The following is a 14,220-nucleotide window of genomic DNA, read 5'->3' as shown; positions in this document are numbered from 1 at the left end:
GGACAAACTCTCGCGACAGCGCGGCGCCCTGCCCGACTTTCGGACAATCCTGGCGTCGCCGTGAAGGTGAGAGGAAACGATATTGCGAGTTATTCTGAATAGCAAGGAAAGCCGTTAACTTTCCCTGCGACATATCCCCTCACAGTTATTGGGGACAAGTCTCTCCAACGCAGGCAGCTGGAGCCGGCGCTGCTTCCGGTGCTGGGGTTGGCGCTGGATCGGCGACGGGTGCTGCGGAAGGGGCCGGTTCTGGCTGCGAAACCGGTTCCGGCATCGGGGCGGCCTCTGGCATCGCAGGCATGGGCAAGGGCATCGGCTCAGATGCCGCCGAAGGCTCCGGCAGGGGCATTGCCGCCGGTTCGGTTGGTGAGATGGGATCGGTGACGGCCGGCACCGGAGGTTCCCCTGCCGCCGGCAAATCGGCCGGCTGAGCTGCCGGCTGCGGTTCGGGTTCCGGTACCGTTGGCACGCTGGCGGGTGCCGAAGATGGCTGCCCTGCCTCTGGCATCGCAGGTACCGGGCTTATGGGCTGGTTTTGCTGATTGGCGAGATTGACTGCCGCCGCGCGGCCAAAATAGACCTGTGTCAGATCGACATCCGGTCCGCCTTGGTCACTGCAGATCTGCGCTGTCCGGTTGCAAGCAACGCCAGGGCGCGGGTTAAACAAATCGGCGCCGGTCCATCCGGCAACACGTCGGGTGTCGCCCTTGCTGAAATACTTGCGGGTCAGCGCAGCGTTGAGCCCGTTGCCATCCGAGCAGGACTGGCTGCGGCGGTCGCACAGCACCCCCTGCTGTGGCGCGAAAATGAAGGCCTGCTCGCCGTATTTCTTGATCCCATATTTGGCGGATTTCTTCCCCAGATACTCGTTGGTCGCATAGTAGTCCACGCCGTACCGGTCGTAGCAGATGTGCCGCTTACGATCGCAGGTCAGGCCCTTCTTGGGCGAAAAGTGATCGGCACCGGCATAGCCGTTGCCGTAGCCGTAGGGAGAGCCGTAGGGCGAGGTCCACGGGCTGCTATAGACGGCGCCAGTCCCGTAGGCCGGCACATAAGCCGGCGTGTAGCGGGGGCCGCTTTGGTAAGCGCAGCCGAAAAGCAGGGCCGTCAAAGCCAGGAATAAGTACCGCATGAGACCCTCGTAGCGGCGCCGAAAACGCCGGTGGCGCCCGCCTCCCATATCTCACGGGAACGCCCCGGCCGGTGATCACTTCATCGAGAGCAAGCCCTTGCGCGCCTTGTCGCAGGTGGGTTACCTCCCCTTGTCGCTCGCACCTGCACAATTTATGTATGTCAGATACATATTTAAGAGCTCCCATGATGTCGACCTCCGCCCCGTCGGGCCACCCTGCCATTCCCACGGAAGGCCAGATCGAAGATCTGGTCGCAACCTTCTACGCCCGTATCCGGCGAGATGCCGAACTCGGCCCCATTTTCACCCGCGTGATCGGTGACGACTGGGCCCCACATCTCAAGACCATGTGCAGCTTCTGGTCGTCGGTCATGCTGACCTCGGGCCGCTACAAGGGCCGGCCGATTCCCGCTCATATCAAGATCACCGAAATCGAACCGCAACATTTTGCGCGCTGGCTGAAACTGTTCGCAAAGACCGCCCACGATCTTTTTGAAGCACCGCTGGCGGAGGCGTTCATCGAGCGCGCGCAGCGGATCGCCGAGAGCTTCAAGCTGGCCTTCGCGTTCCACGCCAAGGACCCCACCGTCTGGGTCCCCAACATGCCGCCCCTGGTCCAGCCGTGATCGAACAGGCAGCAACCTTGGCCGAAGCCCAAGCGGCGCTGTCCAGGCACCCTGCCGAAGAGCTCGAATTGTGGTCCCCTGAGAACGCCGCCGAGACCCATGGCGTCCAGTGGTTCTGCATGCTGCAGCAGGCCCTGCGATCTGCGGCGCCGGACCGGGAACCGCGCCTGGTGCTCGATTGCGGCGGCCGCGCCGATCTCGCCGCTGAGGCTTTGCGCCTGGGGCTGAGATATGTCGCCTTGCGCGCCGATCCCGTGGTCACGGCCAAAGTGGCCGCGATCGCAACGGGGTGCGGCGGCCACGTTCTAGCAACTCGTCCGACTTTTTCGTGACGTAAGCGCTAACAATCTGTGGGCGGATTGAACTGCCGGTGGATTCTGGCTATGAACCAGCCCCGACCTTCATTTTCGCGGGTGCAACATCCGCGACCCGCCTTCCGGGAGCTAAGCGCATGAAAACGACGCAAAAAGTAAAGAAAATCCTTTCTCATTACGAATCCGACAATCCGGGTACCAAGGCCAATCTGGCCCGAATCCTGATGAACGGTCGCCTCGGCGGCTCGGGCCGGCTGGTCATTCTGCCGGTCGACCAGGGTTTCGAGCATGGCCCGGCCCGCAGCTTCGCCGCCAACCCGGCCGCCTATGACCCCCATTACCATTTCGATCTGGCGATCGAAGCCGGTCTCTCGGCCTATGCGGCACCCCTCGGCATGATCGAAGCCGGCGCCGACACCTTCGCCGGCCAGATCCCGACCATCCTCAAGGTCAACAGCTCGAACAGCCTGGCAACGCTCAAGGACCAGGCCATTACCGGCACGGTCAATGACGCGCTGCGCCTGGGCTGCTCGGCCATCGGCTTCACCATCTATCCGGGCTCCGATCATGCTTTCGACATGATGGAAGAAATCCGCGAGATGTCGGAAGAAGCCAAGGCGGCGGGCCTTGCGGTTGTGATCTGGTCCTATCCGCGCGGCGACACCGTCAGCAAGGACGGCGAGACCGCGATGGATATCTGCGCCTACGCCGCACACATGGCCGCCCTTCTCGGCGCTCACATCATCAAAGTGAAGCCGCCGACCGCCTTCCTCGATCAAGCAGAAGCCAAGAAGGTCTACGAGAAGGAGAAGATCGACATCGAAACGATGGCGGCCCGTATCCGCCATGTGACCCAGGCCTGCTTCAACGGCAAGCGCATCGTGGTCTTCTCGGGTGGCGCCTCGAAGGGGCTCGACGGCCTTTACAACGAAATCCGTGGCATCCGCGATGGCGGTGGCAACGGCTCGATCATTGGCCGCAACACCTTCCAGCGCCCGCGCGAAGAAGCGCTGCAGATGCTCGACACCATCATCAAGATCTATCAAGGCAAGGAATAAGGCGATCTCTGCCGATACCCCAACCTGCCGGCTCTATCTCACGACGCCGCCCGAGCTTGTCTCGGGCGGCGTTGCCGTGAGCGCGTTTGCCGATCTGCTTGAGAAAACCATTGCCGCCGCCGATATCGCCTGCCTGCGGATCGCCGGGGACGATGCAGCACGCATTTCGACGATTGCAAAGCCGTTGCTGCCGCTGGCCCAGGATCAGGGCGTCGCCGTCCTGTTCGATGATGCCGATCTGGCCCTGAAGCTACGCGGCGATGGCGTTCATCTCGCCGACCCTATGCTCCTCACCAAGGCGCGCCGCACCGTCGGCAGTGATGCCATCGTCGGCGTTGCCTGCCCCTTGGAACGCCACGCAGCGATGGAAGCCGGTGAAGCCGGTGCCGATTACGTTCAGTTCCAGCCCGGTACCGCGTCGGACGATCTCGACCTCATCGCCTGGTGGACCGAAATGATGACGGTCCCCAGTGTCGTTGCCGGCAAGTTCAGCCAGGAAAGCGCCCGGGCGTTCGTCGCGGCCGGCGCCGATTTCCTGGCACCCGATCCATCGATCTGGGCGACACCCGACGCCGTTGCTGCGATCGCCGCGCTGCTCTCTTAGTGGTGCAGGATCTGACTTAGGAAAAGCTTCGTCCGTTCCGATTTCGGATGGTTGAAGAATTCTTCCGGCTCGTTCTGCTCGATGATCTCGCCCTTATCCATGAAGATGACGCGGTTGGCGACCGTACGGGCGAAGCCCATCTCGTGGGTGACGCAGATCATCGTCATGCCCGAGCGCGCAAGTTCGATCATCACGTCGAGCACTTCCTTGATCATTTCCGGATCCAGCGCCGAGGTCGGCTCGTCGAACAGCATGACCTTGGGGCTCATGCACAGCGACCGGGCGATCGCGACGCGCTGCTGCTGGCCGCCCGACAGCTGGCCCGGGAACTTGCCGGCCTGCTCCGGAATCTTGACGCGCTTGAGGTAGTGCATCGCCACCTCCTCCGCTTCCTTCTTCGGCACCTTCTTCACCCAGATCGGCGCCAGCGTCAGATTGTCGAGCACGGTCAAATGCGGGAACAGGTTGAAGTGCTGGAACACCATGCCGACTTCGCGCCGCACCTTCTCGATGTTCTTCAAGTCGTGGGTCAGTTCAATACCATCGACGACGATCTTCCCGCGCTGATGTTCTTCGAGGCGGTTGATGCAGCGAATGAGCGTTGACTTGCCAGATCCCGACGGCCCGCAGATGACGATGCGCTCGCCCTTCATGACAGTCAGGTCGATGTCCTTCAGGACATGAAACTGGCCATACCATTTGTTCACGCCGGCAAGGCTGATCATCACCTCGTCGGTGATGGCCATCTGATGGGCTGCTGTCTGTGCCTGAGTGCTCATGCCAAATACCCTCGTTCTTTAACGCCGGTGACCGGTTTGAAGTTTGCGCTCGATCCGCATCGAATAACGCGACATGGAGAAGCAGAAGATCCAATAGACGAAGGCACAAAAGACATAGCCTTCCATCTCCGTCCCGATCCAATTGGAGTCGCGCGAGCCCGCCCGAACGATGCCCAGGAAATCATAGAGACCCACGATGGCGACCAGCGTCGTGTCCTGGGTCAGGCTGATGAAGTTATTGACGATGCCGGGAATGGCGATGCGCAAGGCCTGCGGCATGATGATGAGGCGCATCATCGACCAATAGCCGAGGCCCATCGCCATGGCACCTTCATACTGCCCCTTGGGCAAGGCCTGCAGACCACCGCGGATCACCTCGGCCATATAGGCCGACGCGAACAATGTGACGCCGACCAGGATGCGCAGCAGGATATCCGGCTCGAAGCTCGGCGGCAGGAACAGCGGCAGCATGATGTTCGACATGAACAGGATGGTCACCAGCGGCACGCCGCGCGCGAACTCGATGAAGATCACGGAGAGCAAATGCACGACTGGCAATTGCGAGCGCCGCCCCAGCGCCAGCAGGATGCCGATCGGCAGCGAAAAGAGGATACCAATGCCGGCGATGATCAACGTCAGCATCAGCCCGCCCCATTTCGAGGTCGGGACCGTCTCCAGCCCCAGCCCGCCATGCAGCAGGAAAAAGGCGAGGAACGGAAAGATCGCGAAGAAGAACCAGGCGAACGGCTTCTTGTTCGTCACGCGGTCGGCGAGCAGGCCATAGACCGACACCACCAGCATGATGAAGGTGAGGATCACGCGCCAACGTTCTGCGTCTGGATAGAAGCCAAAGATGAACTGGCCGAAGCGCGCTCTGACAAAGATCCAGCAGGCACCACCGGAGGTGCAGTCCAAGAATTGCGGCGCCTTTTCGCCGGTGAGTACCGCCGGCAGGAAGCTCCAATCCGCGCTGAGGAACAGCCAGTTCACCATCGGCGGAATGATATAGAGCAGCAGGGCGATGGCTGCGACCGTGAGGATCGCGTCGAACCAGCTGGCGAACAGATTGTGCCGCAGCCAGCCGATGACACCGGCCTCGGTGACCGGTGGCGGCAGGCTCGGGCGGTTGCCGGGAATGACGGGGGTATCTGTCATGTCGGTCATGGCGCCCTCACCGTTCAACCAGCGCAGCGCGCTTGTTATAGACGTTCATGATCGACGAAATGATCAGGCTGACCGCCAGATAGAAGCCCATCAGGATGATGATGCATTCAATGGCCCGGCCGGTCTGGTTTTGCGACGTGCCAATGACGGCAAAGAGATCGGCGTAGCCGATGAAGCCTGCCAGGGTCGAGTTTTTGACCACATTGAGGTACTGGCTGATAAGCGGCGGAATAATGACCCGTAGCGCTTGCGGCAGGATCACCAGACGCAACGTCCAGCTCTGCTTGAGGCCGAGGGCCAGCGCGGCCTCCGTCTGACCGTGGCTCACTGCGATGATACCGGCACGCACGATTTCAGCGATATAGGCGGAGGTGCTGATGGCGAGGCCGATGATCAAGGCCGTCATTTCCGGCTGAACGGTAAGGCCGCCCTTGAAGTTGAAGCCACCCTTCTGCGGAACCTCCCACAGCACCGGATCGACGATCACATAGGTCAGGAGCGGCAGCAGGACGATCAGCGCGGTATTGACCGAGATCACCGGAAACTGTTGGCCGGTCGCGATCTGCCGGCGGTGCGCCCAGCGCGAAATGACACCGGCAATGCCGATCGCGAGCCCGATGGAGATGAGGAATATGATGATGCTGCCTTCAAAGATCGGCTTCGGCAGGAAAAGGCCTTTCTTGTTCAGGAAGATCACATCGCCCAGCGTGACGCTCTCCTTGACCAGCGGCAGCATTGCGATCATCGCGCCGAACCAGAAGACGAGCTGCAACAACAACGGGATGTTGCGGATGATCTCGATATAGGTGGCAGCAATTCGCGAGATGAGCCAGTTCTTGGACAGGCGCGCCACGCCGACGACCAGACCAAGGATGGTTGCAAAGAACGCCGCTATGGCCGCCGCCAGCAACGTGTTGATCATGCCGGCCAGGATCATGTGGCCGATCTGGGAATCGAGCGTCACATTGATGATCGAAAAGCTGAGCTGGAAGCCGGCGATGTTGGTGAGGAAGTCGAAGCTGATGGCAGGGCCGGACGCTTTCGACTGCTTCTCGAGGAAGTTGTAGATCAGGAAGGCGAACATCGCGACGAGCAACAGCACGACGACGACCTGCGCGATGATCCCGCGCACGCGTTCGTCGCGCCAGAAGGGCGGTTTGCCTTGAGAAAGAGTATTCGCAGCGACACCTGCGGTAGCCGCTGTTTTTGCTGACGCCATGTCAACGCCTCCCCAACGGGTTGCGTGCAAATAAGACATCTACGCCCGGCTTTTGGGCCGGGCGTAGGTATCAGCGATCGTGTGGTTTAGCGAACGGGTGCCGCGTACTGCAGGCCGCCCTTGTTCCACAGGGCATTGAGGCCACGCTCAAGCCCGATCGGAGTCTTCGGGCCGATGTTGCGGTCAAAGATCTCGCCGTAATTGCCGACGGCCTTGATAATGTTGTAGGCCCAGTCGTTCGAGAGGCCGAGGCCCTCGCCCATCTTGTCGGAGACGCCGAGCAGACGCTGTACTTCGGCGTCGGCATTGGCGTTGTCGGTGCCGTTTGCCTTCTTCACTTCGTCGACATTGCCCTGGGTGATGCCCTTTTCTTCGGCGACGAGCGTCGCGAAATGGGTCCAGCGGACGATGTCGCCCCAGTTGTTGTCGCCATGGCGAACGACGGGACCCAGCGGCTCCTTGGAGATGATCTCCGGCAGGATGATGTTGTTGGCCGGATCTTTGAGCGCGGTGCGCTCACCGGCCAGGCCCGAAGCATCGGTGGTGTAGGCATCGCAACGGCCTTCGTCATAGGCGGAACGAGCCTGGTCGTTTTCCTTGAACTTCACGGGCTGGAAGCCAAGTCCGTTGGCCTTATCGAAATCGCCCATGTTCTTTTCCGTCGTCGTGCCTTCCTGCACGCAGACGGTGGCGCCCTTCAGCTCCAAGGCGCTCTTCACGCCGAGATCCTTGTGCACCATGAAGCCCTGGCCGTCATAGTAGTTGACGGTGACGAAATCGAGCGCCAGCTGGCTGTCGCGCGACAGGGTCCAGGTGGAGTTACGCGCGAGCATGTCCACTTCGCCCGATTGCAGCGCGGTGAAGCGCTGTTCGGCCGACAGCGGCTTGTACTCGACCTTGCTCGCATCGCCGAACACGGCGGCGGCAACGCCCTTGCAGAGGTCGATATCGAGGCCGGCCCATTCGCCCTTGTCGTTCGGCGCGCCGAAACCGGCGAGGCCCGTGGTCACGCCGCACAGCAGCTTGCCGCGCGCTTTGACGTCATCGAGCGTACCGGCCTGCGCCGCCGTGGCCATCCCAGCCAGCAGAGCGACAGTCGCGACGGCATATTTCATGTGGTTCATTTTTGCAGTCCTTCCCTGGAGTATTTCTTCCTTTGTCACCAATCCCACCATTGCCCCGTTTTCGGGTGCAGTTCCCAGAGGCGAAACCGGCTTAAATTTTCTGTAACACGGAAAAAATCCCCTCACAAGCTTCCTTACCTTATGGCTGCCCCCAGCTCCACCTGACTAGGAACCGCCCCCGCCCGGTGATAAAGGAAAGGCTTCTAAACAAGGTGGAACGGGCTATGAAACGGCGCGACAGAACGTTAATTACACATGCAGGCAACAACCCGCGGGCCAATAAGGGGATCGTTAACCCCCCGGTCTATCATGCCTCGACTGTCCTCTTTGACAGCGTTGCCGACATGCATGCCCGCGGCCGGGACAAGTTCAACAACGTCTATTATGGCCGCTATGGCACACCGACAACCTTCGCCCTCGAGGAGGCCGTCGCGGCCTTGGAAGAGGCCGACAAAGCCGTCGCAATCCCGTCTGGCCTCGGCGCCATCACAGGTGCGCTTTTCACCTTCTTGAGCCAGGGCGATCATGTGCTGATGGTCGACAGCGTCTACGAACCGTCGCGTTTTCTTTGTGATACGCAGTTGAAGCGGTTTGGGATTGAAACGACCTATTACGACCCGACGATCGGCGCTGGCATCGCCGACCTCATCCAACCCAATACTAAAGTCGTATATCTGGAGAGCCCCGGCTCCCACACCTTCGAGATCCAGGATGTCCCGGCCATCGCCGCCGCGGCCCATGCCAAGGGCTGTGTCGTTGTCATGGACAACACCTGGGCAAGCCCGCTCTACTTCAAGCCCTTCCGCCACGGTGTCGACATCGTCATCCATGCCGCGACCAAATACATGGTCGGCCATTCGGACGTCATGATGGGCATGATCACCATGCGCGAAGAATTCTATAGCCGCGTGAAAACCCAGGTGCATGGCATGGGCTTCGCTGTGGGCGGCGACGATTGTTATCTGGCCCTGCGTGGCCTGCGCACGCTCTCGGCCCGATTGGCACAGCATCAGGAGAGCGCGCTCACTTTGGCGAAGTGGCTGCAGGGTCGCCCCGAAGTCGAGCGCGTGTTGCACCCCGCCCTCACCGACCATCCCCAGCACAAGCTGTGGAAGCGCGATTTTCTGGGCTCCAGCGGGCTTTTCGGCGTGGTGCTGAAGCCAGCCACCGATGAGCGCATTCACGCCATGATCGATGGCATGGAATTGTTCGGCCTCGGCTTCTCCTGGGGCGGCTATGAAAGCCTGATGGTGCCGTCATCTCTGAAGACCGCGCGGACCGCGACCAAATGGACGGCGGGCCCGACCATACGCATCCACGCCGGTCTTGAAGATCCGCAGGATCTTATCGAGGACTTGGCGCGGGGTCTTGATCGGCTCAGGGGTAACTAACTAAGCGGTGGATAGAGTGGATCCCCGGGTCTGCCCGGGGATGACGAATATCTAAAGGCGCTATGGCCGGGCGTAGACCCGGCCATCCACTGTCAGCAGAATGGAGCTGCAAACGAAAAGGGCCGGTCCAAAGACCGGCCCTTTCTTATTCCGTGTCGTTCGCGCGTGGATTAGCGCGAGTAGTATTCGACGACCAGATGCGGTTCCATGCTGACCGGGTACGGCACGTCGCCGAGGGCCGGGACGCGCACGAACTTGGCGGTCATCTTCTTGTGGTCGACTTCGAGGTAATCCGGCGTGTCGCGCTCTTGCGACTGCGCCGCACCGACCACCAGGGTCAGCTGCTTGGCGCGCTCACGGACTTCAACCACGTCGCCGTCGGAAAGCTTGTAGGAGCCGATGTTGACGCGCTTGCCGTTCACCAGGACATGGCCGTGGTTGACGAACTGGCGGGCGGCGAAAACGGTCGGGACGAACTTGGCGCGATAGACGACCGTCTCGAGACGGCGCTCCAGGAGGCCGATCAAGTTCTCGGAAGTGTCGCCACGACGGCGCACGGCTTCCTGATAGAGCTTGCGGAACTGGCGCTCGCCGATCGAGCCGTAATAGCCCTTCAGGCGCTGCTTCGCCATCAACTGGATGCCGTAATCGGTCGGCTTCTTGCGGCGCTGGCCGTGCTGGCCCGGGCCGTACTCGCGGTCATTGACCGGGCTCTTCGGGCGACCCCAGAGGTTCACGCCCAAACGGCGGTCGATTTTGTGCTTGGCTTCAATACGCTTCGACATAACTTACCTTCTCGTTTTATCACGACGTTGTTGATGTCCCGGCTGTCCGACCCGGTGAAAAACCGGCGGCTGGGCATGCCTTTAGGCAGTCCGGCGCGGGAGCGGGCGGAATATAGCCGTTAAATCCGCTGGGTCAAGCAGGGATTGGCCTAGTGCCACCCCGCCCAACACATTGATATATCACAAATTATTCAAAAAGCCGCACGCAATAGACTGGCGGCAAGTTGCCGGAGAGGAGCCGCCAGCCCTCCCCCGCGTCCGAACTTATCCACAGATTGCCGGTAGTCGAGGCGAAAGCGAGCCGATGGCCGCTGCGGTCCACGTCCAGGGCATGGCGTAAAACCAGGTCGAAGGCCGGCTTTGGCGGCAGCCCCTTGGTCAGACGGCGAAACGTCTTGCCGCCATCGCTCGTCTTGGCGACACACAACGTCTCGTCCTCCGGCAGACGATACTCGTCCTTTTCGCCCGGCACGAACCAGGCCGTCAGCGGGTCGGTGGGATGAACCGCGACCGCAAAGCCGAACGCCTTGGAAATCTCGCGCCACGTCTCCCCACCGTCCTCCGACGTGAAGACGGCGTTGTGATGCTGGATGTAGAGCCGATCCGGCGCCGATGGCGAGCGACGCATCTGGTGCACGTCCTGCACGTTCGGATTCTCCCGCTGGTCCGGGGGCATATAGGCGGCCCACAGCCCTTTCGACGTGTTTCGCCATGACTTGCCGCCGTCCGCCGTCTGCCAGACGCCGCCGGCCGAAATCGAGACTGCCATGCGGCGGCTGTCGCCGGGATGAATGGCGATTGAACTGAGCGCCGGCGTGTCGTTGCCGGCACCGCCCCATTCGGAACGCTGCGGCAGAGCCATGAAAGGTTTGTTCAATACCCAGCTCATCCCCTTGTCGTCGGAGCGGAAGATGCCAGCCGGGACCGTGCCGGCGAAGATCGTCCCCGGCATGTCGCTGCCGGCCGGTTCCAGCGCCCAGATGTTGAGCACGGCCAACGCCCCTGCCGCGTCCGTCGCATCGGCCTTGGGAAAAGCGGGTGTGGCAACTTCCGTCCAGGTGATCCCTTGATCGTCGGAGCGCTGCAGCTTCGGACCGAAATGCCCGTAATCGAGCGCTGCATAGATGCTGCCGTCGCGCGGGTCCTGCATGACCATGCTGATCGGCGTGCCGCGGAAACGAACGCCTTCATAGCGCCAATCCTCGCCGTCGGCGGTGTAGAAGATCAGGCCCTTGCGCGAGGCGATCGCCAGCTTTCGTCCCATGGACTTCCCCTATCAGCCGCCGGAAAGAGCCTGCATGACATAGACTTCGTCATCGGGTTGAAGCGCGCATTCAGCCCAGCCGCTTGGCGCAAGTCGCGATCCGTTCACGAAGATGACGACATGGCGGCGCAGCCTGTCCTGCTCGTCGACCACATAACCGCGCAGTTTGGGCGCCTGGGCGAATATCTCCGACAAGGCACAGCCCAGCGTCGCCGCCGCAACGTGCGTGGCGCCGGCCGGGGCAACTTTGCGCAGATGCGCGGTAAAAGAGATCTTTGCCACGCTGTTCCGCCTTCGCTTTTGCGAAATTGGGAGGAAGTCTGTGGTCGCTATTTTCGAGGGACGCGCAGGGTTGTCAACTCTTTGACGACACCATGCAGCGTTCGAACTTCCTGCTCGGTCAGTTGCGCACGCGACCACATATTGCGGAGATTGCGCACCATGTTTGGGCGCGCGGCCTCGTTACGGAGGAACCCGCAGGCATCGAGCTCGCGTTCGAAATGCGCAAAGAAGGCATAGACCTGATCCTTGGTCGCCAGCTCAGTGCCGTTCATATCCATCTGCGATGGCGGCGTCGCGTCACCCGACTGATACCACTCATACCCCACCAGCAACACGGCCTGGGCGAGGTTGAGGCTGGTGAACTCGGGATTAAGCGGCACGGTCAGCAGCGCGTCGGCCAGCGCGACATCATCATTGAGCAAACCCATCCGCTCGGCCCCGAACATGAAGCCGACCTTGCCGCCCGCCGCGATCTTCGCGCGCGCCTCACCGGCCGCGAAGCGCGCCGTCACGACGGGCTTCACCATCTTTCTGTCGCGCGCAGATGTGGCGTAGACATAGGTGAGGTCCGCACAAGCCTGCTCGGTGGTGTCGAATACGCGCACAGGCTGCATCATTTCGAAGGCACCGACCGCCGCGCGTTCGGCTTTCACATTGGGCCAGCCATCGCGGGGCCCCACCAGGCGCAGATCGGTCAGGCCGCAATTGAGCATGGCACGCGCCGCGGTGCCGATATTCTCGCCCATCTGGGCCGAGACCAGGATGATCGTCGGGCGGTCCATGCTCATCGCGTCAGCTTGCACTGGCTTTCAGCAGCTTCCAGGTGATGGCGTCATTGAGTGCTTCGAACGAGGCATCGATGATGTTGGGCGAAACGCCAACCGTGTTCCAGCGTTCGCCATGGCCGTCGGCGCTTTCGATCATGACGCGGGTGATGGCTTCGGTGCCGGCTTGCGGCGTCAGGATGCGCACCTTGAAATCGACGAGGCGCATGTCGGCAAGTGCCGGATAGGCCGGCATCAAGGCCTTGCGCAACGCGCCGTCCAATGCGTTTACCGGGCCGTTGCCGCTGGCCACGGTCATCAACTGCTCGCCATCGATCTCAAGCGTCACGGTCGCCTCGGACTCTGTGATGAGATCGCCGCGTACGTTCCAGCGGCGTTCGTCCATGACCCGAAAGCGCGCCAGCTTGAAGAAGGTCGGCACCGAACCCAGGGCCCGCCGCGCCAGCAATTCGAACGAGGCTTCGGCGCCGTCATAGGCATAGCCTTCGTATTCGCGCAGCTTCACCGTCTCGACCAGCGCGCCGACCTTGCCGTCATCGGCATCGACATCGAGGCCGATCTCGCGGAAGCGCGCCAGGATATTGGCCCGGCCGGATTGGTCCGAGACCACGATATGCCGGCGGTTGCCGACCAGTGACGGCTCGATGTGCTCGTAGGTCCTGGGATCCTTCTCGACCGCCGAGACATGCAATCCGCCCTTATGCGCAAAGGCGCTCTCGCCCACATAAGCAGCGCTGCGGGTCGGGGCACGGTTGAGGCGCTCGTCGAGCAGGCGCGACAGATGGGTGAGCTGTTTCAGATCCTGCTCATTCAGGCCCACTTTGAAATCGGTCTTCAGCATCAAGGATGGGATCAGCGACACCAGATTGGCATTGCCGCAGCGTTCGCCCAGGCCATTGAGCGTACCCTGCACCTGCCGCACACCGGCCCGGATCGCCGCCAGCGAATTGGCGACCGCGTTCTCGGTGTCGTTGTGGCAGTGGATGCCCAGATGGTTGCCGGGGATCTTGGCCGTCACCTCACCCACAATGCGCTCGATCTCATGGGGCAGCGTTCCGCCATTGGTATCACACAGCACGACCCAGCGCGCGCCCGCCTTATAGGCGGCACTTGCGCATTCCAACGCGTAGCTGGGGTTTGCCTTGTAGCCATCGAAGAAGTGCTCGGCATCGAACATCACCTCGCCGCTGCGCTGCTTGGCGTATTCGACACTCTCCGAAATCATGTCGACATTCTCGGCCCGGCTGATGCCAAGCGCCACGTCGACATGGAAGTCCCAGCTCTTGCCCACCATGCACACGGCTTGCGTCTTGGCGTTGAGCAGCGCGTTGAGGCCCGGATCATTTGCAGCGGAGCGGCCTGGACGGCGCGTCATGCCGAAGGCCACGAACTTCGCGCGCTTGAGGCTTGGCGGCGCCCCAAAGAACGCATCGTCGGTCGGGTTGGCACCCGGCCAGCCACCCTCGACATAATCCAGGCCGATGCGGTCCAACCCTTCCGCAATCGCCAGCTTGTCGTTGACGCTGAAATCGACGCCTTGCGTTTGCGCGCCGTCGCGCAACGTGCTGTCGAACAGATATACCCGCTTGTCGTCGGCCATGATTTTGCTGGCTTTTCCAAGTGCTTGCCCCGATTGACCGGGTATTCAGCATATGGGACTCTGCACGTCAAGCAGCCCAGCCGACAGATAATT

General features: G+C 61.6%; 15 protein-coding genes. 5 read left to right on the top strand and 10 right to left on the bottom strand.

From position 1 onward, the window contains the following. Positions 1-145: 145 nt before the first annotated feature. The gene (locus tag SMD31_RS15300) at positions 146-1,132 is read right to left on the bottom strand and encodes a YcgJ family protein (protein WP_320501762.1); all 987 of its coding nucleotides are present in this window, start codon (positions 1,130-1,132) and stop codon (positions 146-148) included. Positions 1,133-1,317: 185 nt separating this feature from the next. Here SMD31_RS15300 and SMD31_RS15295 point away from each other — a divergent pair, with 185 nt between their 5' ends. The 4 genes from SMD31_RS15295 to SMD31_RS15280 all read left to right on the top strand — a co-directional run bounded on the left by SMD31_RS15295 (position 1,318) and on the right by SMD31_RS15280 (position 3,734). Continuing rightward, a complete protein-coding gene (locus SMD31_RS15295) occupies positions 1,318-1,758 on the top strand; it encodes a group III truncated hemoglobin (protein ID WP_320501761.1) in 441 nt (146 codons plus the stop codon). A gap of 17 nt (positions 1,759-1,775) precedes the next feature. Beyond that, positions 1,776-2,090, top strand: coding sequence for a hypothetical protein (locus tag SMD31_RS15290; protein WP_320501760.1), 315 nt, complete (start codon positions 1,776-1,778; stop codon positions 2,088-2,090). Between the two features lie 119 nt (positions 2,091-2,209). After that, positions 2,210-3,130, top strand: coding sequence for a class I fructose-bisphosphate aldolase (locus SMD31_RS15285; RefSeq protein ID WP_320501759.1), 921 nt, complete (start codon positions 2,210-2,212; stop codon positions 3,128-3,130). 76 nt (positions 3,131-3,206) lie between these two features. Continuing rightward, a complete protein-coding gene (locus SMD31_RS15280) occupies positions 3,207-3,734 on the top strand; it encodes a thiamine phosphate synthase (protein ID WP_407652145.1) in 528 nt (175 codons plus the stop codon). Here SMD31_RS15280 and SMD31_RS15275 read toward each other — a convergent pair. From SMD31_RS15275 to SMD31_RS15260, 4 genes are all read right to left on the bottom strand, one after another. Next, positions 3,731-4,459, bottom strand: coding sequence for an amino acid ABC transporter ATP-binding protein (locus SMD31_RS15275; protein ID WP_320501862.1), 729 nt, complete (start codon positions 4,457-4,459; stop codon positions 3,731-3,733). The two genes, SMD31_RS15280 and SMD31_RS15275, sit on opposite strands and share 4 nt — an antisense overlap. A gap of 72 nt (positions 4,460-4,531) precedes the next feature. Then, entirely contained in the window at positions 4,532-5,677 is a 1,146-nt protein-coding gene (locus tag SMD31_RS15270; protein WP_320501758.1) for an amino acid ABC transporter permease, read from the bottom strand. 7 nt (positions 5,678-5,684) lie between these two features. After that, the gene (locus tag SMD31_RS15265) at positions 5,685-6,896 is read right to left on the bottom strand and encodes an amino acid ABC transporter permease (RefSeq protein ID WP_320501757.1); all 1,212 of its coding nucleotides are present in this window, start codon (positions 6,894-6,896) and stop codon (positions 5,685-5,687) included. A gap of 86 nt (positions 6,897-6,982) precedes the next feature. After that, positions 6,983-8,020: an amino acid ABC transporter substrate-binding protein gene (locus SMD31_RS15260; RefSeq protein WP_320501756.1), complete on the bottom strand. Its 1,038-nt coding sequence runs from the start codon at positions 8,018-8,020 to the stop codon at positions 6,983-6,985. Between the two features lie 224 nt (positions 8,021-8,244). Between SMD31_RS15260 and metC the strand changes: the two genes are divergently transcribed. Beyond that, positions 8,245-9,411, top strand: a complete 1,167-nt coding sequence (gene metC, locus SMD31_RS15255; RefSeq protein WP_320501755.1) for a cystathionine beta-lyase — start codon at positions 8,245-8,247, stop codon at positions 9,409-9,411. Between the two features lie 170 nt (positions 9,412-9,581). Here metC and rpsD read toward each other — a convergent pair whose 3' ends face one another. From rpsD to cimA, 5 genes are all read right to left on the bottom strand, one after another. Next, a complete protein-coding gene (gene rpsD, locus SMD31_RS15250) occupies positions 9,582-10,196 on the bottom strand; it encodes a 30S ribosomal protein S4 (protein ID WP_320501754.1) in 615 nt (204 codons plus the stop codon). A gap of 187 nt (positions 10,197-10,383) precedes the next feature. Continuing rightward, entirely contained in the window at positions 10,384-11,460 is a 1,077-nt protein-coding gene (locus SMD31_RS15245; RefSeq protein ID WP_320501753.1) for a WD40/YVTN/BNR-like repeat-containing protein, read from the bottom strand. A gap of 12 nt (positions 11,461-11,472) precedes the next feature. Next, a complete protein-coding gene (locus SMD31_RS15240; RefSeq protein ID WP_320501752.1) occupies positions 11,473-11,742 on the bottom strand; it encodes a MoaD/ThiS family protein in 270 nt (89 codons plus the stop codon). Positions 11,743-11,789: 47 nt separating this feature from the next. Further along, a complete protein-coding gene (locus tag SMD31_RS15235) occupies positions 11,790-12,530 on the bottom strand; it encodes an RNA methyltransferase (protein ID WP_456077536.1) in 741 nt (246 codons plus the stop codon). Between the two features lie 4 nt (positions 12,531-12,534). Next, on the bottom strand, positions 12,535-14,127 hold the full coding sequence (gene cimA / locus SMD31_RS15230; protein ID WP_320501751.1) for a citramalate synthase: 1,593 nt from the start codon (positions 14,125-14,127) through the stop codon (positions 12,535-12,537). Positions 14,128-14,220 lie beyond the last annotated feature (93 nt).

Origin of the sequence: Dongia rigui, assembly GCF_034044635.1 — a bacterium.
Taxonomy (GTDB): domain Bacteria; phylum Pseudomonadota; class Alphaproteobacteria; order Dongiales; family Dongiaceae; genus Dongia; species Dongia rigui.
The sequence above is the reverse complement of the archived record's forward strand: the minus strand, read 5'-3'. Positions and strand labels throughout refer to the sequence as shown.